At 68.9% G+C, this 25,028-nt stretch carries 21 protein-coding genes and 1 riboswitch; of the genes, 17 read left to right on the top strand and 4 right to left on the bottom strand.

The window, feature by feature from the left end:
- Window positions 1-75: 75 nt before the first annotated feature.
- The 4 genes from IEY79_RS15065 (at window position 76) to IEY79_RS15050 (ending at window position 4,841) form a co-directional block, all read left to right on the top strand.
- Window positions 76-2,307 (top strand): MMPL family transporter, encoded by a 2,232-nt coding sequence (locus IEY79_RS15065; protein ID WP_189107961.1) that lies wholly within the window; start codon window positions 76-78, stop codon window positions 2,305-2,307.
- Window positions 2,308-2,430: 123 nt separating this feature from the next.
- Window positions 2,431-3,189 (top strand): class I fructose-bisphosphate aldolase, encoded by a 759-nt coding sequence (locus IEY79_RS15060; protein WP_189107960.1) that lies wholly within the window; start codon window positions 2,431-2,433, stop codon window positions 3,187-3,189.
- 73 nt (window positions 3,190-3,262) lie between these two features.
- Window positions 3,263-4,378, top strand: a complete 1,116-nt coding sequence (locus IEY79_RS15055) for a 3-dehydroquinate synthase II domain-containing protein (protein WP_189107959.1) — start codon at window positions 3,263-3,265, stop codon at window positions 4,376-4,378.
- Window positions 4,379-4,424: 46 nt separating this feature from the next.
- Window positions 4,425-4,841 carry an FAD/NAD(P)-binding protein gene (locus tag IEY79_RS15050; RefSeq protein WP_229700876.1) on the top strand — a complete coding sequence of 139 codons (417 nt, stop codon included), beginning with the start codon at window positions 4,425-4,427 and terminating at the stop codon, window positions 4,839-4,841.
- Window positions 4,842-4,947: 106 nt separating this feature from the next.
- On the opposite strand, the gene IEY79_RS15045 is transcribed toward IEY79_RS15050, so the two are convergent.
- Together IEY79_RS15045 and IEY79_RS15040 are read right to left on the bottom strand one after the other, a co-directional pair.
- Complete coding sequence (locus tag IEY79_RS15045; RefSeq protein ID WP_189107957.1) at window positions 4,948-5,529, bottom strand: hypothetical protein; 582 nt, start codon at window positions 5,527-5,529, stop codon at window positions 4,948-4,950.
- Between the two features lie 128 nt (window positions 5,530-5,657).
- Window positions 5,658-6,629, bottom strand: coding sequence for a UbiA family prenyltransferase (locus IEY79_RS15040; protein WP_268240590.1), 972 nt, complete (start codon window positions 6,627-6,629; stop codon window positions 5,658-5,660).
- Window positions 6,630-6,831: 202 nt separating this feature from the next.
- Here IEY79_RS15040 and ispH point away from each other — a divergent pair, with 202 nt between their 5' ends.
- The 4 genes from ispH to ispG all read left to right on the top strand — a co-directional run bounded on the left by ispH (window position 6,832) and on the right by ispG (window position 12,096).
- On the top strand, window positions 6,832-7,851 hold the full coding sequence (ispH, locus tag IEY79_RS15035) for a 4-hydroxy-3-methylbut-2-enyl diphosphate reductase (RefSeq protein WP_308426671.1): 1,020 nt from the start codon (window positions 6,832-6,834) through the stop codon (window positions 7,849-7,851).
- A 77-nt stretch (window positions 7,852-7,928) separates the two neighbouring features.
- Complete coding sequence (locus tag IEY79_RS15030) at window positions 7,929-9,002, top strand: polyprenyl synthetase family protein (RefSeq protein WP_229700874.1); 1,074 nt, start codon at window positions 7,929-7,931, stop codon at window positions 9,000-9,002.
- A 5-nt stretch (window positions 9,003-9,007) separates the two neighbouring features.
- Window positions 9,008-10,936 carry a 1-deoxy-D-xylulose-5-phosphate synthase gene (gene dxs, locus IEY79_RS15025; protein ID WP_189107955.1) on the top strand — a complete coding sequence of 643 codons (1,929 nt, stop codon included), beginning with the start codon at window positions 9,008-9,010 and terminating at the stop codon, window positions 10,934-10,936.
- Window positions 10,933-12,096, top strand: coding sequence for a flavodoxin-dependent (E)-4-hydroxy-3-methylbut-2-enyl-diphosphate synthase (gene ispG, locus IEY79_RS15020; protein WP_189107954.1), 1,164 nt, complete (start codon window positions 10,933-10,935; stop codon window positions 12,094-12,096). The genes dxs and ispG overlap by 4 nt, the downstream gene beginning before the upstream one ends.
- Window positions 12,097-12,165: 69 nt before the next feature.
- Here the strand turns inward: ispG and IEY79_RS15015 are convergent, their stop codons facing one another.
- On the bottom strand, window positions 12,166-13,548 hold the full coding sequence (locus tag IEY79_RS15015; protein WP_189107953.1) for a cysteine desulfurase/sulfurtransferase TusA family protein: 1,383 nt from the start codon (window positions 13,546-13,548) through the stop codon (window positions 12,166-12,168).
- A 269-nt stretch (window positions 13,549-13,817) separates the two neighbouring features.
- Here IEY79_RS15015 and ctaC point away from each other — a divergent pair, with 269 nt between their 5' ends.
- The 4 genes from ctaC (at window position 13,818) to IEY79_RS14995 (ending at window position 18,291) form a co-directional block, all read left to right on the top strand.
- The gene (gene ctaC, locus IEY79_RS15010; protein ID WP_189107952.1) at window positions 13,818-14,780 is read left to right on the top strand and encodes an aa3-type cytochrome oxidase subunit II; all 963 of its coding nucleotides are present in this window, start codon (window positions 13,818-13,820) and stop codon (window positions 14,778-14,780) included.
- Entirely contained in the window at window positions 14,777-16,516 is a 1,740-nt protein-coding gene (gene ctaD / locus IEY79_RS15005) for an aa3-type cytochrome oxidase subunit I (protein ID WP_189107951.1), read from the top strand. Before ctaC ends, ctaD begins: the two co-directional genes overlap by 4 nt.
- Entirely contained in the window at window positions 16,513-16,911 is a 399-nt protein-coding gene (locus IEY79_RS15000; RefSeq protein WP_189107950.1) for a cytochrome c oxidase subunit 4, read from the top strand. The genes ctaD and IEY79_RS15000 overlap by 4 nt, the downstream gene beginning before the upstream one ends.
- A gap of 126 nt (window positions 16,912-17,037) precedes the next feature.
- Window positions 17,038-18,291: a L,D-transpeptidase gene (locus IEY79_RS14995; protein WP_189107949.1), complete on the top strand. Its 1,254-nt coding sequence runs from the start codon at window positions 17,038-17,040 to the stop codon at window positions 18,289-18,291.
- A gap of 33 nt (window positions 18,292-18,324) precedes the next feature.
- On the opposite strand, the gene IEY79_RS14990 is transcribed toward IEY79_RS14995, so the two are convergent.
- Window positions 18,325-18,726 (bottom strand): hypothetical protein, encoded by a 402-nt coding sequence (locus IEY79_RS14990; protein ID WP_189107948.1) that lies wholly within the window; start codon window positions 18,724-18,726, stop codon window positions 18,325-18,327.
- Between the two features lie 228 nt (window positions 18,727-18,954).
- Here IEY79_RS14990 and ctaE point away from each other — a divergent pair, with 228 nt between their 5' ends.
- The 5 genes from ctaE to trpD all read left to right on the top strand — a co-directional run bounded on the left by ctaE (window position 18,955) and on the right by trpD (window position 24,426).
- The gene (gene ctaE / locus IEY79_RS14985; RefSeq protein ID WP_189107947.1) at window positions 18,955-19,575 is read left to right on the top strand and encodes an aa3-type cytochrome oxidase subunit III; all 621 of its coding nucleotides are present in this window, start codon (window positions 18,955-18,957) and stop codon (window positions 19,573-19,575) included.
- A gap of 80 nt (window positions 19,576-19,655) precedes the next feature.
- Window positions 19,656-20,465, top strand: coding sequence for a cytochrome bc1 complex diheme cytochrome c subunit (gene qcrC / locus IEY79_RS14980; protein WP_189107946.1), 810 nt, complete (start codon window positions 19,656-19,658; stop codon window positions 20,463-20,465).
- Window positions 20,462-21,517, top strand: a complete 1,056-nt coding sequence (qcrA, locus tag IEY79_RS14975) for a cytochrome bc1 complex Rieske iron-sulfur subunit (protein WP_189107945.1) — start codon at window positions 20,462-20,464, stop codon at window positions 21,515-21,517. Before qcrC ends, qcrA begins: the two co-directional genes overlap by 4 nt.
- A complete protein-coding gene (gene qcrB, locus IEY79_RS14970) occupies window positions 21,514-23,142 on the top strand; it encodes a cytochrome bc1 complex cytochrome b subunit (RefSeq protein WP_189107944.1) in 1,629 nt (542 codons plus the stop codon). The genes qcrA and qcrB overlap by 4 nt, the downstream gene beginning before the upstream one ends.
- A gap of 216 nt (window positions 23,143-23,358) precedes the next feature.
- Window positions 23,359-24,426, top strand: coding sequence for an anthranilate phosphoribosyltransferase (gene trpD / locus IEY79_RS14965; RefSeq protein ID WP_189107943.1), 1,068 nt, complete (start codon window positions 23,359-23,361; stop codon window positions 24,424-24,426).
- A 94-nt stretch (window positions 24,427-24,520) separates the two neighbouring features.
- Window positions 24,521-24,638, top strand: a riboswitch (SAM riboswitch).
- Window positions 24,639-25,028 lie beyond the last annotated feature (390 nt).

Here is a 25,028-nt window from a genome sequence, read left to right as displayed (position 1 = left end):
AAGCGCGGGCTGTCGCTTCTCGTATACCTGGCGCATGCCGACATCCATCGATATTACGAGGAATGAGAAGCGACAATGCTGGAAACCCTTGCGGGGCTCGCCCTGCGCAGGCGCAGGGCGGTGGTCGTCGTCGCCCTGCTGCTCGCCGTGCTGGGAGGCGCGGCGGGCTCGACACTGTTCACCAAACTCACCGCCGGAGGGTTCGACGACCCGCAGTCGGAATCCGGACGTGCGGCCTCCACGCTCACGTCGGACTTCGGCCACGCGCAGTCGAATCTGACGCTGCTCGTCACCGCGCCGGGCGGCGTGGACAAACCGGCGGCCACCGCCGCAGGCGTCTCGCTCGGCAAGAAACTGGCCGCCGAACCGCGGATCGCCGACGTCATCAGCTACTGGGGCGGCGCCCGCGCTCCCCAACTGCGCGGTGCGGGCGGCGACAAGGCCCTGATCCTGGCCACCATCACCGGCGACGAGACCGAGGTGGAGAAGCGGGTCAAGGAGCTGCTGCCCCGCTACCAGGGCACGCACGACGGTCTCGGTGTCAAGGTCGGCGGCTACGCCCCGCTCCAGCACGAGATCATCGACCAGGGCCAGAAGGACGCCACCAAGGGGGAGATGATCGCCTTCCCGGTGACGCTCGTCCTGCTGGTGTTCGTCTTCGGCAGCCTCGTCGCCGCCGCGCTTCCGCTGCTGATCGCGCTCGTCACCGTGCTGCTCTGCATGGGCTTCATGTGGGTGCTGGCCAGTCTGACCACGCTGTCGTCGCTGTCCGTCAGCGTCATCACCCTGCTGGGCCTCGGCCTGGCCATCGACTACAGCCTGCTGATCGTCAACCGCTACCGCGAGCAGCTGCGCGCGGGGCACGACGAACGTGAAGCCGTCCACGGCACCCTGCTCTCCGCCGGCCGTACGGTCGTCTTCTCCGCGATCACGGTGGCCGTGGCCCTCGCGGGCCTGGCCTGGTTCCCGCTGCCCGCCGTGCGATCCATGGCGTACGCGGGAGTGGCGACGGCCCTGCTGGCCGCCCTCGCCTCGGTCACCCTGCTGCCGGCGGTGCTGGTGGCACTCGGCCCCCGGATCGAGAAGGGGCGGGTGTTCCGGCGCCGCGAGCGGCCGGCGACGGCGGAGCTGGAGAACGGCTTCTGGCACCGGCTCGCGACCTTCGTGATGCGCAGGCCGCTGCCCATCGCGACCCTCGTGACGGCCTTCCTGCTGCTGCTCGGCGCACCGTTCCTGGGCATCAAGCTGGGAATGCCGGACGAGCGCACGCTGCCCGAGTCGTGCATGTCCCGGCAGGTGGTCACGGAGATCCGCGCCGACTTCGACACCAGCGAGCAGAGCGCGCTCCAGGTCGTCGTCCCCGACGCCCCGGCGAGCGGTGAGATCGCCTCGTACGCCACCGCGCTCTCCCGTCTGGACGACGTGGCGCGCGTGGACACCTCCACCGGCAGCTACGTGAACGGGGCCCAGGCCGGGCCGGCCGCCGAGGCGCACCAGCGGTTCGGCGGCGACGGCTCGGTCTTCCTCTCGGTCACGCCCACGTCGGCGGACGCGGATCTGACGGCGGGGCTGGTGCGGGAGATCCGCGACGCGCCCGCGCCGTCCGGGACCCTCGTCGGTGGCACGGCCGCCGTCAACGAGGACGCGACCAGCTCGATCATCCACTGGCTGCCGTACGCACTGGTGTCGGTGGTGCTGGCGATGCTGGTGCTGCTGTTCCTGGTGACCGGCAGCGTGTTGGTGCCCTTCATCGCCGTACTGCTCAGCGGGCTCAGCCTCACCGCGACCTTCGGCGCACTGGTCTGGATCTTCCAGGACGGTCATCTCTCGGGCCTGCTCGGGGGATTCACCGTCACGGGGGACATCGCGGCGACTGTGCCGGTGATGCTCTTCGCGCTGTCGTTCGGTCTGGCGATGGACTACCAGATCTTCCTGCTCGCCCGGATCCGCGAGGAGTACGAGATCACGGGCGACGGGAACGCGGCGGTCGCCCGGGGCCTGGAGCGCATCGGACGGATCGTCACCGCCGCGGCGGTTCTGATCTCGGTGGTGTTCCTGGCCTTCGCCGTCTCCGACATCACCCTGTCCAAGGCGTACGGCATCGGACTGCCGCTCGCCGTCCTGATGGACGCGACCCTGATCCGCGGGCTGCTGCTGCCCGCCCTGATGCGGCTCGGCGGGCGCGCCACCTGGTGGGCACCCGCTCCGCTGCGGCGCCTGCACGCCAGGTTCGGCCTGAAGGAATCGGACGGCGGACCCCACACCGTCCACGCGATGGCCGAGCCGGCACCGGCGGCACACCGGTAGTGCCATGAGTTGTCCGTAGCAACCCGAACCGACCGGTCGCCCGAAGGGGCCGGCCCCGGCGCCCCGTGCGCCGGAGCCGGCCCCTTCGGCGTGCCGGAGACCAGCAACGGAAGAGGTAGGGCAGTGACACTGGTGAACGGAAAACAACGACGGCTGCGCCGGCTCGTCGGCGAGGACGGCAGAACGCTGCTCGTCGCACTCGACCACTCGGTGACCACGGGTGTCGCCGGGGGGCTCGCCAACATGGGCGCCGTCATGCGCTCGGTGATCAGCGGCGGCGCCGACGGCATCGTCGCGCACCGGGGATCGGCCGCCAGGGAGATGCCCGTACAACGGGACACGGCGATGATCGTGCACCTGTCGGGCAACACCGCTCTCAGCGCCCAGCCCGAACTCAAGGCCACCGTCTGCGAACCGGAGACCGCCGCCGCGCTGGGCGCCGACGCGGTGTCCGCGCACATCACCCTCGGCTGCGGCCACCGGGAGGACCGCGACGCGCTCGTGGGGCTCGGCGCCATCGCCCGCTCCTGCGACCGGCTCGGCATGCCGCTGCTGGTGATGACGTACATCAGGACCGAGGCGGCGGACATCGGTCCCCAGGTGCTGCACGCCTCACGGATAGCGGCCGAGCTGGGCGCCGACATCGTCAAGGCGGCGCACCCCGGCGAGCAGTACCTCACCGATCTGGCCAGCCAGGTGCCGGTGCCCGTCGTGATCGCCGGCGGGGCCGCGGACGGGACCTGGGAGGACTTCCTCAGCTCCGCCAAGAACGCCATCGGCGCGGGCATCGGCGGTCTCTGCGTCGGCCGGTGGGTGTTCGGCAGCCCCGACCCGGCGGCGGCCACCGCCGAACTGCGCGGCATCGTGCACGGCTCCGGCTGAGCCCGGCCGCACACGCCCACCTCTCGTGAATCCCTCACCACCTCTCGGAACACCTCTCAGAAACGGATGGCACGTGGACACGGAACAGGAACTCTGGGCTGACGTCACCGGACTCGGCCCCGACGGGACGGCGGCGGCCCTCGCCCACGCGCGGTCCTCCGCCGCCACGACGGTCCTGCTGCGCCCCGACCAACTGGAGGGCTGGGAGCCGCTGGAGCGGATCACCCTGGCCGCCCTGGTGGACACCGGGAGTGCCGCGGCCGCCCTCGCCGACCGGCGGGTGAGCGTCCTGCTGGTGCGGGGGCCGGCCGAGCTCGACGCCGTACGGGCCCTGGCCGGGGGCCGCCCCGTCGGCGTCCGCTGCGAGATCGTGGACGGCGACACCATGAACGCCGCGGCCGGCCTCTGCGGCAGGGTCGACGTGCTGGTGGCCGCCTTCGTCGACGAGACCAACATCCCGCTGGAACTGCTTCTCGCCCGCGCGCAGGACGGCACGACCCGGGTGCTCAAGGAGCTGCTCAGCTCCGCCGAGACGGCCAGTGTCGCCGGTGTGCTGGAGAGCGGACCCGCCGGTCTGGTGGTCCGCGGCGACCAGCTCGCCGACATCGACCGGGTGGGCGAGGCGCTGCGGCTGCGCCGGCAGTCCCGCGAGGACCTCGTGCCGCTGGAGGTCTTCCGCGCGGTACCGATCGGCATGGGCTACCGGGGCTGCGTCGACACGGCCACGCTGTTCGCCGAGGACGAGGGCATGATCGTCGGCTCGACGTCGTCCGGCGGCATCCTGGTCTGCGCGGAGGTGCACCACCTGCCGTACATGAATCTCCGCCCGTTCCGGGTGAACGCGGGCGCCGTGCACAGCTACGTCTTCGGCTCGGAGACCACCGCCTACATCACCGACCTCGCCGCCGGGGAGCGCACGCACGCCGTCTCGGCGGACGGCACGTTCCGCGAGGTGGTGGTCGGCCGGGTCAAGGTCGAGCTGCGTCCGCTGCGGCTGGTCGAGGCCGTCCACGGGGACGTCAAGGTCAACGTCCTCCTCCAGGACGACTGGCACGTGCGCGTGATGAGCGCCGACGGCAAGCCGCTCAACCTCACGGAGGTGGTGCCCGGCACCAAGCTCCTGGGCCATGTCACCGAACCGGGCAGGCACGTCGGAATCAAGGTCGCCGAGCGGATCAGCGAATTCTGACCGCCGCCGGCGCCTCGAAGGACCACCGCGACACGGGGAGACCGAGGTGACGGAGAACGGAGCGCCGGCAGCCCGCACCGAGATCTGTGTGGTCGGCGCGGGACCGCGGGGGATCAGCGTGACCGAGCGCCTCCTCGCCAACGCCCGACAGCGCGACCCGTCGGCCGGACGGCTCGTCGTCCATCTCGTCGACACCATGCTCGGGGCGGGCGGACGGGTGTGGAGCGTCGATCAGCCGGACGTGCTGCTGATGAACACGATCGCCTCGCAGATCACGATGTTCACCAACGACAGCGTCACCTGCCGGCCGTACGAACTGCGCGAGACGCGGGGCACCGCCTACCGCACAGGAGCACCCCGCAGGGAGCGGGTGACCCCGGCCCGGGGCGGTCAGCGGCCCGGCCCCCTCGCTATCTCGGTCAGTTCGCCTATGTCGAACTCGGCGCGGCCGGGAGTTCCGTAGCGGGTGAGCTTTCCTCTGCGTACCCACTGTCTGATCGTCGCCTCCGGAACGCCCACGGCGAGTGCGGCCACCTTCGTCGGTACGCGTCGGTGGCGCGGTGGTCTGGTCATGCGGTGCCGGCCTCACCCTTCTGTTCGATACGGCTCTGGAGAAGGAACCATTCATGGGTCTTCCAGGAATGTCCCGCCGTGCAGCTGATACCGCCCGAAGCGGAAATTCGCCGGCCCGGTTCGGCGGCGCTCAGGATTTCCGAGCAGCCGGGCTCCACACAGAGTCCGAGTGTGACGAGCCGGGTGTCCGGCGCGGGATCCAGGGTCCGGCGCGCCTGGGCCACGAGATTGTCCGTCTCGTCGGCGAAGAGCGCGGCTGCCAAGTGGCCCGCGAGCCAGGTCAGATGGTGGATGAGAAAGTCGGTCAGACACCGTACGGAAGGTCCCGGAGCCGACACTCCTCTCTCCTCGGTCACGGCGCTCGCCCATGAGGTGAGCACACCGGAGATATTGGTGCGGGTCTCGATGGCCGAATCGTTGAGAGGAGCCACGTCCCGGGTTCCCGCCACCCGTTGCCGGGCGGGGTTCCTGGGGGCGCCGAAGACATGGTCCACGCACTCGTCGTACAGCGCGGGAAGCGCGGTGAGATTCTGCTCCGTCTGTCGGAGACAGGAGCCGCACAGGCGGAGTCCGGGCACGGGCTCCCTTTCTGAGGGATGTTCTCGATGGCAGAGCGCTCCGGGCATTCTTCTCCCCCTGGTCATGAACGGAATTCGCCGAAGTCGGCCTGGTCTCGCGGGCTTCGGCATTTTCACCGGTTTTACGGCTACCGGTGAAGGGCGAAGAACGTCGGTACGGCTATGCCGACGAATCCGAGGTTGTACGCGATGAGCCCGAGCTTCCTGGCCCGCAGCCACCGGCGCCTGACCGGTCCCTGATAGAGCTGCGCCGCGTGCAGGACGGTGGCCGGAAATGCCGCGAGGAGCAGCCACGACGGCCAGCCGTCGGTGAACGCAAGCGCGGTGAGAAGCCCCGCCGATATCAGGAAGAAAACGGTCATGGCGGCGCTCTGCAGGGCCCTTCCCGTGGTCACGGCCAGGGTCCGGCGGCCCGCCATCCGGTCGCCCGCGACGTCGTTGACGTTGGAGTAGCTGCTGACCATGACCAGCCAGATGCCGAGCAGGAGGGCCTGGGCGACGGCCGGCCAGGTCCACTCACGGTTCACCGCGAGAAAGGGTGCGAGCAGCCCCGCGGCGGTGGCGAGACAGAGCAGCGTCTCACCGCCGCCCCGCCGGTAACTCACCTTCAGGCCCACCGAGTACTGCACGCTGAAGACGAATCCCAGCAGGTAGAGCACATAGGAGCTGAGTGGGGAGTCCCAGCCGAGAACCCAGAACGCGGCCGTCCCTGCCAGGAGGGCCACGACGCCCGATCCGGCGGCGAAGACAAGAGCCTGCCTCTCGGTGACGGTGCCCGTCAGCAGAGGCTTCGCGCGAATGTCGCGCAGCTTTTCGTCCGACCGGTAGTTCATCAGGTCGCTGCCGTCGCGGAATCCCGCTATGTCGTCACTGGCACAGGCGCACGCGACGATGGCGACCGAGCCGAGCAGGAAGAGGAACATGGCGGCCGTGGCGCCCGGTCGGGCCAGTGCCTCCGGGCTGAGCAGCAGCCACGCGAGAAAAAGGCCGAAGTAATGCTGGAATACGCGGATTTTCGAAAGTCTGAGTAATCCGCGAAAGACGGTTCTGCTGGATACTCCTGAGGCTGCCTCAGATATTTGGGCAGGCTTGGTTTCCATGCTGGACCCCCGGTTTCGAACTGACCCGTAGATTCAACTCGGGACAATAAGAAAACGATCGTCCCACGGTCATATTGGGCCTGTCAACGGGACCCCGGGCAGGGGGAGTTGTGACCTGGTGGCGGGTGAGCGCGGGCGTACGCCCGGCGGCGGTGAATTACCGGCCCGCAATTGAACCGACTTCTCATGGAGAGAGAGTTTCGTGGAATTCGAAGTTACTGTCGAGCCGGGTGCCCCCATGACGGGCCCCGCACGGAAGAGAGTCGTCCTCGCCGAACCGCGCGGTTTCTGCGCGGGCGTGGTGCGCGCCATCGCGATGGTGGAGCGGGCGCTCGAGGTGTACGGCGCCCCGGTCTACGTCCGCAAGCAGATCGTCCACAACCACCATGTCATCGCGACGCTGGAACGCAAGGGCGCCCGCTTCGTGGAGTCGGAGGAGGAGGTACCGGAAGGGGCCGTCTGTCTCTTCTCCGCACACGGGGTGTCACCCCAGGTACGGGAGGGTTCGGCCGCGCGTGGACTGGAGGTCATCGACGCCACCTGCCCGCTCGTCTCCCGGGTCCACCAGCACGCGCGCCGTGTGACCAGGGACGGCCGGGTGCTCCTGCTGATCGGACACGAGGAGCACGAGGAGACCGAGGGAACCCGCGGTGAGGCGCCCGAGGTGACGATCGTCGTCGAGTCCGCCGACGACGTGGACCGCCTGGAGCTGGACCCCGCCACCCCCGTCGCGTATCTGACCCAGACCACCCTTTCCATGGACGAGACGGCCGGCATCGTCGAGCGGCTCAGGAGCCGGTTCACCGACATCGTCTCGCCCGCCCACGACACCATCTGCTACGCCAGCCAGAACCGGCAGAACGGCGTCAAATCACTGCTCGACCGGTGCGACCTGGTGCTGGTCGTCGGTTCCCGCAACTCCAGCAACTCCCTGCGGATGGTCGACGTGGCCCGCGACGGCGGCGTCGCGGCCCATCTGACCCCCGACGTCTCGCACCTCGACGAGAGGTGGCTGCGCGGCGTCACGTCGATCGGCGTCAGCTCCGGCGCGAGCGTGCCCGAGATCCTCGTCGGGCAACTCGTCGACAGGCTGGCCGAACTCGGCTTCAGGGATGTCGAGATCGACGTGACCTCCGTCGAGGACGTCACGTTCTCCATGCCCACGCAACTCGCGACCGCCGACGCCGCGACCGCAGACGCCGCCACGGCCGGCGGCCCCTGACGGAGACATGGACCCAAGGGCGGCAGGAAGCACCGCCCCGTGTTCGTCCGCGACAGCTTCTAGACCAGGAGAGACGTGTGACCACCGAAGTGACCGCCAGGCCCGACGACCGCGTGCTGACGACGGACTCCGCCCGCCGCACCACACAGCACCTGCTGAAGCGGGTGGAACACCACCTGCGTGACTTCCTCACCGCCGAGAACGAACTCTGGACCACCGTCGACCCACGCGCGACGGTCCCCGTCACGGCCGTGGCCGGCCTGATCGACTCCGGCGGCAAGCGCCTGCGGCCCGCCTTCTGCGTCATGGGATATCTGGCGGCGGGCGGCGACGCCGACGCCCCCGGCGTCGTACCGGCCGCCGCCGCCCTGGAGATGCTGCACGCCTGCGCCCTCATCCACGACGACGTCATGGACGCCTCCGGACAGCGGCGCGGCGCGCCCACCGTCCATGTCACACACTCGGCGAGGCACCGGGACAGTGCCTGGCGGGGCGAGGGGCGCCGGTTCGGCGAGAGCGTGGCGATCCTCGCCGGCGATCTCGCGCTCGTCTACTCCGACCAGTTGATGGCCGAAGCGCCTTCCGCGGTCGTCCCCGTCTGGAGCGAACTGCGCGCGGAGCTGATCATCGGGCAGTACATGGACGTCGCGGCGGCGGCCGAGTTCGCCGTCGACCCCGAGCTCTCCCGCTGGATCGCCCTCGCCAAGTCCGGCCGCTACACCATCCACCGACCCCTGGTCGTCGGCGCCACCCTCGCCGGATCCACCGCGCTCGGCACGGCCTTCGAGGAGTACGGGGCCACCGTCGGCGAGGCGTTCCAGCTCCGCGACGACCTGCTGGGCGCGTTCGGCAACTCCGCCGATACCGGCAAGCCCGCCGGACTCGACTTCACCCAGCACAAGATGACGCTGCTCCTCGGCTGGGCTATGCGGCGCGACGAGCGGGTCCACGACCTCGTCACGACGCCCGGTCACGACCCCGACGAACTGCGCGACCTGCTCCTCGGCACAGGAGTGCCCGACGACGTCGAGAGGCATATCGCCGGACTGGTCGAACGCGGCCGTGCGGCGCTCGACGACGCACCCATGGACCAGGTGTGGCGCGACGAACTCGGCGCCATGGCCCTTCGCGTCGCCTACCGGAAGGCCTGAGCACCGTGGGACAACTCGACAACCTCACAGGACCCGCCGCCCTGAAGAAGCTCGACCACGGCGAACTGCTCGACCTGGTCAGGGAGACCAGGGAGTTCCTGATCCACCAGGTCTCCCGCACCGGCGGCCATCTGGGACCCAACCTGGGCGTCGTCGAACTGACCATCGCCCTGCACCGGGTCTTCACCTCACCGCGCGACAGCATCCTCTGGGACACCGGCCACCAGACGTACGTCCACAAGATGCTCACCGGCCGGGCCGACCGGTTCGACGCGCTGCGCAAACGCGGCGGCCTCTCCGGCTACCCCTCCCGCGCCGAGTCCGAGCACGACCTCATCGAGAACTCGCACGCCTCGACCGCGCTGTCCTACGCGGACGGCCTGGCCAAGGCGTACGCCCTCCAGGGGGCCACGGACCGCGCCGTGGTCGCCGTGATCGGCGACGGCGCCCTCACCGGCGGCATGACCTGGGAGGCGCTCAACAACATCGCGGCGGGGCAGGACCGGCCCATGGTCATCGTCGTCAACGACAACGGCCGCTCCTACGCCCCCACCGTCGGCGGCTTCGCGGAACACCTCGCCGCGCTCCGCACCTCCCACCGCTACGAGTCCCTGCTGGAGTGGGGCAAGAAGGTGCTGGCGCCCGCGCCGGTGGTCTACGACGCCCTGCACGGGCTCAAGAAGGGGATGAAGGACGTCTTCACCCCACAGGGGATGTACGAGGGTCTCGGCCTGAAGTACATCGGTCCCGTCGACGGACACGACATCAAGGCGGTCGAGTTCGCGCTGCGCCGGGCCCACCAGTTCCGCGCGCCCGTGATCGTCCACTGCGTCACCCGCAAGGGGCAGGGCTACCCGCACGCCGAGAACGACGAGGCCGACCGCTTCCACGCGGTACGGGTGATGGACCCGGAGACCGGGAGAGCGGCGCCCGCCCCGGGCACCTCCTGGACCTCGGTCTTCGCGAGGGAACTCATAGCGGTGGGGGAGGAGCGCGACGACGTGGTCGCGATCACGGCCGCCATGCCCGGCCCCACCGGACTCAGCTCCTTCGCCGAACGCTTTCCCGAGCGGTCCTTCGACGTGGGGATCGCCGAACAGCACGCCGTGACCTCGGCGGCCGGCCTGGCGACGGCCGGTCTGCGCCCGGTCGTCGCCGTCTACTCCACCTTCCTCAACCGCGCCTTCGACCAGGTCCTGATGGATGTGGCGATGCACCGCTGCCCCGTCGTGTTCGTACTGGACCGGGCCGGGGTGACCGGCGACGACGGCGCTTCCCACAACGGCATGTGGGACGTACCGCTCCTCACCCTGGTCCCGGGCCTGCGCATGGCCGCACCGCGCGACGCGGCCACACTCCGCGCCGCCCTACGCGAGGCGGTGGAGGTGACCGACGGACCCACCGTCATCCGCTTCCCGAAGGGACAGGTCGGCCCCGACATCCACGCCCTCGCGGTGAGCGGCGGGCTCGACATCCTCCGGCAGGGCGCACCCGGCGGGCCACTGCTGATCGCCACCGGTTCGATGGCGGGCCTCGGCCTCGCCGTCGCCGACCGGCTCAGCGAACTGGGCACCGAGACGACCGTCGTCGACCCCGTCTGGATCGCCCCCCTGAATCCGGCGCTCACGGCGCTGGCCGCCCGGCACTCCCTGGTCGCCACCGTCGAGGACAACCTCCGCACAGGGGGGCTCGGCTCGGTCCTCACCCAGGCTCTCCAGGACAGCGGGGCGGCCACCGCGGTCTGCTCCTTCGGCATCCCCCGCCGGTTCCTCGAACACGGCAGCCGCGGCGAGGTACTGGCCGACTGCGGTCTCACCGAGGAGCACATCGTGCGGACCCTCACCGAGCGGCTGACGGAGCGGACGATCGGACACCAGGCCGGGCCCGGCCGCGGACACGAACACACCGAAGCCTTGGACAAGGAGCAGTCATGACGGTGAACCTCGGCGTGCCCGAACTGCCGCCCCGGACCCTCGCCCCCCGGCGCACCACCCGTCAGCTGACCGTCGGCACGGTCGGCGTCGGCAGCGAGTCACCCGTCTCCGTGCAGTCCATGACCACCACCCTCACCGCCGACATCAACGCGACGCTCCAGCAGATCGCCGAGCTCACCGCGAGCGGCTGCGACATCGTCCGCGTCGCCTGCCCGAGCCAGGACGACGCCGACGCGCTGCCCGACATCGCCAGAAAGTCGCAGATCCCGGTGATCGCGGACATCCACTTCCAGCCGAGATACGTCTTCGCCGCGATCGAGGCGGGATGCGCCGCCGTACGCGTCAACCCCGGCAACATCCGTAAGTTCGACGACCAGGTCAAGGAGATCGCGCACGCCGCGCGCGACCGCTCGACCCCGATCAGGATCGGCGTGAACGCCGGCTCGCTGGACCCCCGGCTGCTGGCCAGACACGGCAGCGCCACGCCGGAGGCGCTCGTGGAGTCCGCGCTCTGGGAGGCGTCCCTCTTCGCCGAGCACGACTTCCACGACATCAAGATCTCGGTCAAGCACCACGACCCGGTGGTGATGGTGCGGGCGTACGAGCTCCTCGCCGAGAGCTGCGACTACCCGCTGCATCTCGGCGTCACCGAGGCGGGCCCGGCCTTCCAGGGCACCATCAAGTCGGCCGTCGCCTTCGGCGCGCTGCTGCGGCAGGGCATCGGCGACACCGTCCGGGTCTCGCTGTCGGCCCCGCCGGTCGAGGAGGTGAAGGTCGCCACCCAGATCCTCCAGTCGTTCAACCTGCGGCCCCGGAAGCTGGAGATCGTCTCCTGCCCGTCCTGCGGCCGGGCCCAGGTGGACGTCTACAAGCTGGCCGAGCAGGTGACCGCGGGGCTGGAGGGGATGGAGATCCCGCTGCGGGTGGCCGTCATGGGCTGTGTGGTCAACGGGCCCGGCGAGGCCCGGGAGGCCGACCTCGGAGTCGCGTCGGGCAACGGCAAGGGCCAGATCTTCGTCAAGGGCGAGGTCATCAAGACGGTGCCCGAGTCGAAGATCGTCGAGACGCTCATCGAGGAGGCGATGAAGATCGCGGAGGAGACCGCGCACAAGCCGGGGACGGGCCGGCCGTCCGGCCCTCCTGTCGTCACGGTCTCCTGACGCTCGCGCACGCGCGCGTGCGCACGCAGAGATACGGAGAAAGGGATCCGGGCCGGGCACGGGCGGGGGTCAGACGAGGCGCCGCACCAGGAACGAGGTGCCGTCCCGGCCGCCGTACTCGTGCCCGCGCATCTCGCACCACGCCGGGATGTCCAGGCGGGCGGCCTCGTCGTCGGACAGCACGGTCACCGTGCCCCCCACCGGCACGTCCCCGATGACCTTCGCCAACTCGATCACCGGGATCGGGCACAGCTTGCCGAGCGCGTCCACGACCAGCGAGGGAGCGCCGTCGGCGCCGGCGGACTCCGTACGTACGACAGGCGCGCCCAGCGTTTCCCGTACGCGCGCCACCACCCCCGGCAGCACCTCCAGGAAGCGGTCCACCTCCGCCCCGGCCGTACCGGAGGGCAGCGACACCCTGACGTTGCCCTCGGAGAGCACCCCCATCGCCCGCAGCACATGGCTCGGCGTCAGCGTGCTGCTCGTGCAGGAGGAGCCCGACGACACGGAGAAGTCCGCCCGGTCCAGCTCGTGCAGCAGAGTCTCTCCGTCGACATAGAGACAGGAGAAGGTCACGAGATGGGGGAGCCGGCGCACCGGGTCGCCCACCACCTCCACATCGGGGACCAGCTCCGGCACCCGCGCCCGGATCCGGTCCACCAGTACGCGAAGCCTGGCCGCCTCGTCCGCCGCCTCCGCACGTACCGCCCGCAGTGACGCGGCGGCGGCGACGATCGCCGGCAGATTCCCGAAACCGGGCACACGCCCCGACTCCCGTTCGTCCACCGGCCCTTGGGGAGCGAACCGGACCCCCTTGCGCACGGCGAGCAGCCCCACCCCGGCGGGCCCGCCCCACTTGTGCGCGCTCGCGGTCAGCAGCGACCACCCCCCGTCCACCGGTCCCCACCCCAGCGACTGCGCCGCGTCCACCAGCAACGGCACCCCGGCCGCCCGGCACACCTCGGCGACGGCCGCGACCGGCTGCACCGTGCCGACCTCGTGGTTGGCCGACTGGAGGCAGGCGAGCGCCGTGTCCGCGCGCAGGGCCGCCGCGTACGTGTCCGGGGAGACCGCGCCCGTACGGTCCACCGCGACCTCCGTCACCGCCGCGCCGTCCCGGTCGGTGACCCGCGTGTGGCCGGCATGGAGCACCGACGAGTGCTCGACCGCCGAGACCACCACATGGCTCCCGACACGCCGACGGCCCGCGAGCGCTCCCGCCATTCCCGCGTGCACCGCGTACGTCCCCGAAGGAGTGAAGACGAGTTCGTCGGGGCGGCAGCCCACGGCCTCCGCCGCGGTCTCGCGCGCGGCGTCCAGCAGCAGCCTGGCCCGCCGCCCCTCCCGGTACAGCCGCGCGGGGTCGGCCCAGCCCTCGTCCAGGGCGGCACGCAGGGCCTCGTGTGCGACGGGATGCAGGGGCGCGGAGGACGCGGAATCGAAGTAGGCCACGCCGCAACGCTAAGCCTTGCCCGCCGGACAACACGGCCCGCAGGTATGCGGGACGAGGTCTGGAGAAGCGTCAGAAGTGCCCCGGAGCCAGGCATTCCACCCCTTCGGGGCCCCGGACGGCGCGTTGGGCACCCTCCATGCGCGACCCCAAATTGCGTCCAGTAGGGTTTGGTCCGCATAAACATCCAAACCCCTGCCCGCGTCAGGGCCGGCGACGACCGTGACGGCCGCAGCCGGCCGTGCGGGCGAGACTCTCGGGAAGGCGCTACGTGAGTCCCAACGGCTCCGACCGCTCGTCGCGGCGCCCGATGCGGCGGAAGCTGCCGCAGGTGCTGACTGCGGGCCTGATCCTCGCGACCGCCACCGGTTGCACATACAGGGATTTCCCCCGCCTTGGAATGCCCACACCGGTGACCGAGGAGGCCCCCAGAATCCTCTCCCTCTGGCAGGGCTCGTGGGCGGCAGCGCTCATCACGGGCATCCTGGTGTGGGGGCTGATCGTGTGGAGCGTCATCTTCCACCGGCGCAGCCGCACCAAGGTGGAGGTACCCCCACAGACCCGTTACAACATGCCCATCGAGGCCCTGTACACGGTCGTTCCGCTCATCATCGTGTCGGTGCTCTTCTACTTCACCGCACGTGACGAGTCGAAGCTGATCTCCCTGGAGGACAAGCCCGCCCACACGATCAATGTGGTCGGCTACCAGTGGAGCTGGGGCTTCAACTACGTCGAGAACGTGGACGGCAGCTCCACCACCGGCGCGAAGGTTCCCTCGGAACTCGCCGACATCCCCCAGAAGTTCCAGGACGACTTCCCCGCCGGCGCCGAAGGCGTCTACGACGCCGGAATCCCGGGCACGAAGAATCCCCAGAACGGCAACCCGGGTCCGACCCTGTGGCTGCCGAAGGGGGAGAAGGTCCGGTTCGTCCTTACGTCACGTGACGTCATCCACTCCTTCTGGGTCGTGCCGTTCCTGATGAAGCAGGACGTCATCCCGGGTCACACCAACGCCTTCGAGGTGACTCCCAACCGGGAGGGCACGTTCATGGGCAAGTGCGCCGAACTGTGCGGCGTGGACCACTCCCGGATGCTCTTCAACGTCAAGGTCGTCTCCCCGGAGCGCTACCAGCAGCACCTGAAGGAGCTGGCCGAGAAGGGGCAGGACGGCTACATCCCGTCGGGCATCGAGCTGACGGACCCGGCCAGGAATGCGGAGAAGAAACAACTGTGAGCATCCTCAACGAACCCAAGGGTGCCGCCGTAGCAGCTGACGACTCGTACGAGGACGAGCTGCCGGTGCGGCGCAAGCAGCCCGGCGCTGTCGTCGTCAAATGGCTGACCACCACCGATCACAAGACGATCGGCACGCTCTACCTGGTCACGTCGTTCGTCTTCTTCTGCATCGGTGGTGTGCTCGCGCTCTTCATGCGCGCCGAGCTCGCCCGTCCCGGCACGCAGATCATGTCGAACGAGCAGTTCAACCAGGCGTTCACGATGCACGGCACGATCATGCTGCTGATGTTCGCGACGCCGCTGTTCGCCGGTTTCGCGAACTGGATCATGCCGCTCCAGATCGGCGCGCCCGACGTGGCGTTCCCGCGGCTGAACATGTTCGCCTACTGGCTCTACCTGTTCGGCTCGATCATCGCGGTGGCCGGTTTCGTCACCCCGCAGGGCGCGGCCGACTTCGGCTGGTTCGCGTACTCCCCGCTCTCGGACGCGGTCCGTTCACCGGGTGTCGGCGCCGACCTGTGGATCATGGGTCTGGCCCTCTCCGGCTTCGGTACGATCCTCGGCTCGGTCAACTTCATCACCACGATCATCTGCATGCGCGCACCCGGCATGACGATGTTCCGCATGCCGATCTTCTGCTGGAACGTGCTGCTGACCGGTGTGCTGGTCCTGCTCGCTTTCCCGGTGCTGGCCGCCGCGCTCCTCGCCCTGGAGGCCGACCGGAAATTCGGTGCGCACATCTTCGACGCCGCGAACGGCGGCGCGTTGCTCTGGCAGCACCTCTTCTGGTTCTTCGGGCATCCAGAGGTGTACATCATCGCCTTGCCCTTCTTCGGGATCGTCTCCGAGATCATTCCGGTCTTCAGCCGGAAGCCGATGTTCGGTTACATCGGTCTGGTCGGCGCGACGATCGCCATCGCCGGCCTTTCGGTGACGGTGTGGGCGCACCACATGTATGTGACGGGCGGCGTCCTCCTGCCGTTCTTCTCCTTCATGACATTCCTGATCGCGGTGCCGACAGGGGTGAAGTTCTTCAACTGGATCGGCACGATGTGGAAAGGCTCGCTGTCCTTCGAGACACCGATGCTCTGGACCATCGGCTTCCTTGTCACCTTCACCTTCGGTGGTCTGACGGGGGTCATCCTGGCCTCGCCGCCGATGGACTTCCATGTCTCCGACTCGTACTTCGTCGTCGCGCACTTCCATTACGTCGTCTTCGGCACGGTGGTCTTCGCGATGTTCGCCGGCTTCCATTTCTGGTGGCCGAAGATGACGGGCAAGATGCTGGACGAACGGCTCGGGAAGATCACGTTCTGGACGCTGTTCATCGGATTCCACGGCACGTTCCTGGTCCAGCACTGGCTGGGCGCGGAAGGCATGCCGCGGCGTTACGCGGACTATCTCGCCGCCGACGGCTTCACCGCCCTGAACACCATCTCCACGATCAGCTCGTTCCTGCTCGGCATGTCGGTCCTGCCGTTCGTCTACAACGTCTGGAAGACCGCCAAGTACGGGAAGAAGGTCGAGGTGGACGACCCGTGGGGCTACGGCCGTTCACTCGAATGGGCGACTTCCTGCCCGCCGCCGCGGCACAACTTCATCACGCTGCCGCGGATCCGCTCCGAATCCCCGGCGTTCGACCTGCACCACCCGGAGATCGCGGCGCTCGAACACCTTGAGAACGACGGACAGAAGGACGCCGCTCTGCTCGGTGGCAAGGAGGTCGGCAAGTGAAGGTCCAAGGCTGGATGTTCCTCTGGCTGAGCCTCTTCATCCTCGTCGTCGCCGTCGTCTACGGCGCGTGGTCGAAGGAGCCCGTCGGTACCACCGCGCTCTTCCTGGCGTTCGGCCTGAGCCTGATGATCGGCTTCTACCTGGCCTTCACGGCCCGGCGGGTCGACGCGATGGCGCAGGACAACAAGCAGGCCGACGTCGCGGACGAGGCCGGCGAAGTGGGGTTCTTCTCCCCGCACAGCTGGCAGCCGCTCTCGCTGGCCGTCGGCGGAGCGCTCGCGTTCCTCTCGATCGCCATCGGCTGGTGGCTGCTGTTCTTCTCCTTCCCGCTGCTCCTGGTCGGCCTGTGGGGCTGGGTCTTCGAGTACTACACCGGAGAGAACCAGAACCAGTAGGCACGGCGGCGGACAGCCGCACCTGAGACAAGGGGCCCGGTCCTCCTCACCCCTGAGGAGGATCCGGGCCCCTCGTTTGCAGTCACACAGCGCGCCGTAACCGGACATTCTTCATAACGTGTGCATATGAACCACACGCCGCGCTTTCGCACCGTTCTCGGCTGCACTCTGCTGGTCCTGTCCCTCGGGGCGGCAGCGACCGGCTGTGGCGGCCCGGACGGACACCCGCTGTCCGGCAAGCCCTACGACGCAGCCGACCAGGTCTCCCTGAACGCACCCAAGGGCGACGCAAAGGCGAACCCCGACAAGCCGCTGGAAGTCGTCGCCAAGGGCGGTGACGCACGCATCACCGACGTGACCGTCACGGACGCCTCCGGCCACCACCTGGCGGGCGAACTGGCCGCCGACGGGGCCCGCTGGCACTCCACGGCGCCGCTGGCCGCCGGTGCCCGCTACACCGTCAAGGTCTCCACGGAGGACGACGACGGCGCCCCGGGCAGCCGCACGCTCGACTTCGAGACGTCCCCGGTGAAGCGGAACCTGGCCGTGAAGTTGGGCCCCAAGGCCGGCAAGTACGGCGTCGGCCAGCCCATCACCGCCGAGCTCAGCGCACCGGTGAAGGAGAAGGAGGCCAGGGCCGTCGTCGAGCGGGGCCTCAAGGTCCGCTCCAGCCCCGCCGTGGAGGGCACCTGGCACTGGGTCGACGACAAGACCCTGCACTTCCGGCCCAGGGAGTACTGGCCCGCCAACGCGTCCATCAACGTCAGCAGCACGCTCGACGGCATCAAGGTCGGCAACAAGCTGTACGGCGGCCCGGTGAAGGCCCTCAAGATCACCACCGGCGACCGGCTCGAAGCCGTCGCCGACGCCGGTACGCACCACATGACGGTGATGCGCAACGGCGAGGAGATCAAGACGATGCCGGTGACCACCGGCAAGCCCGGCTTCTCGACCCGTAACGGCATCAAGGTCGTACTGGAGAAGCAGGCGTTCGTCCGGATGCGCGGCACCAGTGTCGGCATCGCGGCCGGCAGCAGCGAGTCGTACGACCTGCCGGTCCACTTCGCGACGCGGGTCACGTGGAGCGGTGAGTACGTCCACGCCGCCCCGTGGTCCGTCGGCTCACAGGGGTCGGCGAACGTCAGTCACGGCTGTGTCGGTATGTCCACCGACAACGCCGAGTGGTTCTTCGACACCGTCCGCGAAGGCGACATCGTCAAGGTCGTCAACAGCGAGGGCGAGGACATGGACCCGTTCGGCAACGGTTTCGGCGACTGGAACCTGGACTGGAACGAGTGGCGCCAGGGCAGCGCGCTGCTGGGCGGGACCAAGGACGGCAGCGGCCCGGTGGAAGCCGCCCGGCTGCGTCCGCACTTCTGACGCGGGCCGGGTGACCGGTCCCCGGTGGAGCCCTCAGGCCTCCACGGCGAGCCTGGTGCGCAGCAGCGCGGCCAGTGCCTCCGGGAAGCCCACCGGCTCCACCGGCAGCGTCACAGCGGCCTCCGCGCGGCTCCAGGTGGCCAGCCAGGCGTCCTGCGGGCGGCCCATCAGCAGGAGCACGGGCGGAGAGTTGAAGATCTCGTCCTTGATCTGCCGGCACAGGCCCATACCGCCGATGGGCGTGGCCTCACCGTCGAAGACACAGGCGTCGACGCCGCCCTTGTCGAGCACCTTGAGCACGGCGTGCATCGTCGCGCACTCCACGTACTCGACCGGCGGCAGGTCGGCGGCCGGCCGGCGTCCCGCGGCCGTCCGCACCTGCTCGCGGGTGTTCGCGTTGTCGCTGTAGACCAGGACCGTGGCGGTCGGCTGCATTGTTCCTCCGTGACATCCGTCGTGACATCCGCACATCCGCGTCTGCGAGGGCTTCAGGGCTTCAGCGCCGAGACCCGCTGCGCGGATGCTACTCCGTCGCACACCATGTCAGCACGGGTCCGGCCCCTCCCGCGATGGGCCGTTCGGTCCCGGCCCGGCTCCCGTCCGGAGCCGCTGACACTCCGAAGGGCACCCCCGGGAGTGAGGGCGGGATAAGCGACCGACATAATGTCGGTCGTGGCGACAGCAACGACAGTAGAAACCGGGCACGCGCACCCGACGGTCAATCGGCCGAACCTCACCAGTGTCGGAACAATCATCTGGTTGAGCTCCGAGCTGATGTTCTTCGCGGCCCTCTTCGCGATGTACTTCACCCTGCGGTCGGTGACAGGGGAGGCGTTCTGGTCGGAGAAGGCCGGTTCGCTGAACATTCCGTTCTCCGCGGTCAACACCACGATCCTGGTGCTTTCCTCGCTCACCTGTCAGCTCGGCGTCTTCGCCGCCGAGCGCGGCGACGTGAAGAAGCTCCGCTCGTGGTTCGTGATCACGTTCGTGATGGGTGCGGTCTTCATCGGTGGTCAGATCTTCGAGTACACGGAGCTCGTGAAGCACGAGGGCCTCTCGCTCTCGTCCGACGCCTACGGCTCCGCGTTCTATCTGACCACCGGCTTCCACGGTCTGCACGTGACAGGCGGTCTCATCGCCTTCCTGCTGGTTCTCGGCAGAACGTACGCGGCCAAGAGGTTCACCCACGAGCAGGCAACCGCCGCCATCGTCGTGTCCTATTACTGGCACTTCGTCGATGTCGTCTGGATCGGCCTCTTCGCCACGATCTATCTGATCAAGTAGCGGGCCACAGCGCCCGAAGCGCTTGCACACAGTCCAGTCCAGAAGCACCGACGCAGAAGATCCTGACACCGGGGTAATCCGTGAAAAAGCTCTCCGCACGACGACGCCATCCGATGGCGGCGGTCGTCGTCCTACTCCTCGCGCTGGCGGCCACCGGGGGGCTGTACGCCGCGTTCGCGCCCGCGGGCAAGGCACAGGCAGACGACACCGCCCAGTCCCTCGCCATCGACGAGGGCAAGAAGCTGTACGCCGTTGGCTGCGCGAGCTGCCACGGCGTCGGCGGTCAGGGTACGTCCGACGGTCCATCGCTGACCGGCGTCGGCGCCGCGGCCGTGGACTTCCAGGTCGGCACCGGCCGGATGCCGGCGCAGCAGCCCGGCCCGCAGGTACCCAAGAAGAAGGTCATCTACGATCAGAAGGAGATCGACCAACTCGCGGCGTACGTCGCCTCGCTCGGCCCCGGTCCCTCGGTCCCGTCCGCCGAGCAGTCCAACCCGGAAGGGGCGGACGCGGCCAGGGGCGGCGAGCTGTTCCGCTCCAACTGCGCGCAGTGCCACAACTTCGGCGGTGAGGGCGGCGCGCTGACGAACGGCAAGTACGCCCCGAGGCTCGAAGGCGTGACCCCGAAGCACATGTACGAGGCCATGCTGACCGGTCCTCAGAACATGCCCTCGTTCCCCGACTCGACGATGCCCGAGCAGCAGAAGCAGGACATCATCAAGTACATCGAGTCCGTGAACAGCGACGAGGCGGCGAACCCCGGCGGGTTCAAGCTCGGTGGCATCGGGCCCGTCAGCGAGGGGCTCTTCTCCTGGGCCATCGGTCTGAGCGCACTGATCGCACTTGCCGTCTGGGTCGCGGCGCACACCGCTAAGGCCAGGAAGTCATGAGTGACAACGGGATTTCACACGAGAACCTGCCGAGCAGCGAGCAGGAATCCGCGCACGGCGAGGTCGAGCGGGCACACGACCCGTTCGTCGACCCCGGGATGCCGGCCCACCGGCCGCGTATCCAGGACATCGACGAGCGGGCGGCCAAGCGCTCCGAGCGCACGGTGGCGGGACTCTTCACCCTGTCGATGCTGGCCACGATCGGCTTCATCGCCTGCTTCGTCGCCTTCCCCGTCGACAAGATCGTGTACGTGTGGCCCTTCGGCCATGTGAGCGCGCTCAACTTCTCGCTGGGACTGACGCTCGGAGTCGCCCTGTTCGCCGTCGGCGCGGGAGCGGTCCACTGGGCCCGCACGCTGATGAGCGACGTGGAGATCATCCAGGAGCGGCACCCGATCGAGGCCACCCCCGAGGTCGCCGCGCAGGCGAAGCGGGACTTCCTCCAGGGTGCGGCGGAGTCCGGCTTCGGTCGCCGCAAGCTGATCCGCAACACGATGTTCGGCGCGCTGGCCCTGGTGCCGCTCTCCGGCGTCGTCCTGCTGCGTGACCTCGGTCCGCTGCCCGAGGACAAGCTGCGCAAGACGTTCTGGAAGAAGGGCCTGATGCTCATCAACCAGAACACGAACGAGCCGCTGCGTCCCGAGGACGTCACGGTGGGGTCGCTGACCTTCGCCCAGCCGGAGGGGCTGGACGAGCACAATGAGAACTTCAACAATGAGATCGCCAAGGCGGCTCTCATGATCGTTCGCATTCAGCCGGCCGACATCAAGGACAAGCGCGAACTCGAGTGGTCGCACGAGGGCATCGTGGCCTACTCGAAGATCTGCACCCATGTCGGCTGCCCCATCAGCCTGTACGAGCAGCAGACGCATCACGTGCTCTGCCCGTGCCACCAGTCCACCTTCGACCTCTCCGACGGCGCCCGCGTCATCTTCGGCCCGGCCGGCCACGCCCTTCCGCAGCTGCGGATCGGTGTGAACGGTGAGGGTTACCTCGAAGCGCTCGGCGATTTCGACGAGCCCGTCGGTCCTTCCTTCTGGGAGCGCGGATGAGTACAGCGTCTGACGAAAAGAGCCGCCAGGCTCCCGCGGGAGAGCGGGTCGCCGACTGGGCGGACGGTCGTCTCGGGATCTACGGTGCCGCCAAGGGCATGGTGCGGAAGGTCTTTCCGGACCACTGGTCCTTCATGCTGGGCGAGATCGCCCTGTGGAGCTTCGTCGTCATCATCCTCACGGGTGTGTATCTGACGCTGTTCTTCCACCCGAGCATGAACGAAGTGGTGTACGACGGCAGTTACGTGCCGATGCAGGGTGTCCGGATGACCGAGGCGTATGCCTCGACCCTGGACATCAGCTTCGACGTACGCGGCGGTCTGCTGATCCGCCAGATCCACCACTGGGCCGCGCTGATCTTCGTGGCGGCCATGCTGGTGCACATGATGCGCGTCTTCTTCACGGGCGCGTTCCGCAAGCCGCGCGAGATCAACTGGGTGTTCGGCTTCCTGCTGTTCGTGCTGGCCTTGTTCACCGGACTCACCGGTTACTCACTGCCCGACGACCTGCTGTCGGGAACCGGTGTCCGCTTCGCACAGGGCGCCATCCTGTCCACGCCGATCGTCGGCACGTACATCTCGATGTTCCTGTTCGGCGGCGAGTTCCCCGGTCACGACATCGTGGCGCGGTTCTACTCGATCCACATCCTGCTGCTGCCGGGCATCATGCTCGGCCTCGTGGTGGCGCACCTGATCCTGGTCTTCTACCACAAGCACACGCAGTTCGCGGGTCCCGGCAAGACCAACAACAACGTCATCGGCGCGCCGTTCATGCCGATCTACATGGCGAAGGCCGGCGGCTTCTTCTTCCTGATCTTCGGCGTCATCGCGATCATCTCCGCGATCGCCACGATCAACCCGGTGTGGGCGATCGGCCCCTACCGTCCGGACCAGGTCTCCACCGGAGCCCAGCCGGACTGGTATCTGGGCTTCTCCGAGGGCCTGATCCGAGTGATGCCCGGCTGGGAGATCAACGTCTGGGGCCATACGTTCGTCCTGGGCGTCTTCATCCCGCTGATGATCTTCCCGATGGTCCTCGTGGTCCTCGCGGTCTATCCCTTCATCGAGTCCTGGGTCACCGGCGACAAGCGCGAGCACCACATCCTGGACCGGCCGCGCAACGCGCCGACCCGGACCGGTATCGGTGTGGCATGGCTGACCTGGTACTTCGTCATGCTGGTCGGTGGCGGAAACGACATCTGGGCGACCCATTTCCATCTGTCGATCAATACGATCACCTGGTTCGTCAGGATCGCGTTCTTCGTCGCGCCCGTCGTCGCGTTCGTCGTCACCAAGCGGATCTGTCTGGGACTTCAGCGCCGCGACGCCGAGAAGGTGCTGCACGGACGCGAGTCCGGCATCATCAAGCGGCTGCCGCACGGTGAGTTCATCGAGGTCCACGAGCCGCTCGACCAGAGCGCGCTGCACACGCTCACCGCGCACGAGCAGTACAAGCCGGCCGAGATCGGCCCGACGGTCGACGAGAACGGTGTCGAGCGCAAGGCCTCTCCGACGGAGAAGCTGCGGGTGAAGCTGAGCAAGGGCTACTACGGCGAGGGGAACCAGATCCCCAAGCCGACGGCCGAGGAGTACAACGAGATCACGAGCGGCCACGGCCACCACTGATCCTTCTCACGCGTCGGGCCCCGGCCCGGTCCCTCTCCAGGGACCGGGCCGGGGCCTTCGTACGCCCGGTGCGGGTACCTCCCACGGATGGCTCCGGCAGCCGGTTCGTCCGCCCTTCGGGCGGCGGGTCCGGGATCCGGGCCGACGCCGCTAGGCTGACGCCCGGCAGAACGGGCCACATGGCCGTGCGCCCGTCCACAGACCCCAGGAGCGAGCATGAGCAGCGCTGTCACACCGGCCGGAGGCGACACCATGGCGGCGCGTTCCTGGCCGGGTGTACTGAACCCGCTGCTGCGCGGTGAGGACCTCGGCGCCGAGGACACCGCCTGGGCCATGCACCGCATCATGAGCGGCGAGGCCACCGACGCGCAGATCGCGGGCTTCGCCGTCGCGCTGCGCGCCAAGGGCGAGACCGTCGACGAGGTCACGGCGCTCGTCAACGCCATGTACGAGCACGCCCACACCATCGAGGTACCCGGTGACACGGTCGACGTCGTCGGCACCGGAGGGGACCTGGCCAAGACCGTCAACATCTCCACGATGGCGGCGATCGTGGTGGCCGGATCGGGAGGCAAGGTCGTCAAGCACGGCAGCCGGGCCGCCTCGTCCGCGAGCGGCGCCTCCGACGTGCTGGAGAAGCTCGGCGTCAATCTGGAGCTGACGCCGCAGCGGGTCGTGGAGGTCGCGGAGGAGGCCGGGATCACCTTCTGTTTCGCGGCCAAGTTCCACCCGGCGCTGCGGTACGCGGCAAAGGCCCGCAAGGAACTGGGCGCGCAGACCACGTTCAACATCCTGGGCCCGCTCACCAACCCGGCGCGGGTCCGCTCCCAGGCGGTCGGCGTCGCGGACATCCGGATGGCGCCGATCGTGGCCGGGGTGCTCGCGGCCCGGGGCAACTCCTCGCTCGTCTTCCGCGGCGACGACGGTCTGGACGAGCTGACCACGACCGCCACCTCACACGTATGGGTGGTTCGGGACGGGCGCGTCACCGAGCAGGCCTTCGACCCCAGGGACATCGGTCTGGAGATGGTCCCGGTCGAGGCCCTGCGTGGTGCGGACGCCTCGTACAACGCGGACGTGGCGCGCCGGCTGCTGGACGGCGAGACCGGCCCCGTACGGGACGCGGTCCTGCTGAACGCGGCGGCGGCGCTGGTGGCACTCGAACCGGCCGACACCACGCTGAACGACCAGCTCGCGGAGAAGATCAAGCGGGCGGCCCGCGCGGTGGACTCGGGCGCGGCGAAGCAGGCGCTGGACCGCTGGGTGGCGGCGAGCAACGCGTAACCGGAGCCGTACGACGGCTTCTGACGGCCCGGAGGTGTCCCGTATGACGGACGCCGTCTGGGCCGTCTCGCAGTGGTGGGGTAATCTCACCCCAGGTCATGAGTGACAGCGACTACGGCCCCGGCCCGCTGTCCGGCAACCCTCCGTCCGTGGCGGGGTGCCCCGGGTGAAGACCAGGCCGTGGGCAGCGAGGCCCGCGGCAAGCGCGGACCCCGCCATCCCTGGGGTCCTGGTCCTCAAGGGAGCAGTCTCGTGAGCAATCGAATGCAGTAGGTCGTTTCTGCGGAGTCCCGCCTGGCCACGACGCCTGGCGCGGCACCTCGCGACGTGGCCGGAGTCGTGCGGGTACGACCGTACGAGCCTGATCCCCCCGCCTTGCGACGCACCGGACCGGACGCCGCGGACCCCGCCCCTCGGGCGGACGGGCCGCTCCGCAGACACGACCCAGGGCTTTCGGCCCTCTCCCGCGCGTGTCGCGCCGGAGTGGGAGCCGGCCCTCTTCAGTGAGCCCCACCCCAGGCGACTTCCCGCGCCGTCACGGCATCCGCCGTCATGACGACGTGCCCGTCTGCCGGGTCCTGATGCCGTTTCCGCCTTGTCCC

The sequence above is a fragment of the Streptomyces camponoticapitis genome (genome assembly GCF_014646115.1).
GTDB lineage: Bacteria > Actinomycetota > Actinomycetes > Streptomycetales > Streptomycetaceae > Streptomyces > Streptomyces camponoticapitis.
Note: the sequence above shows the minus strand (reverse complement) of the source record. Positions and strands in the feature narration are given on the sequence as shown.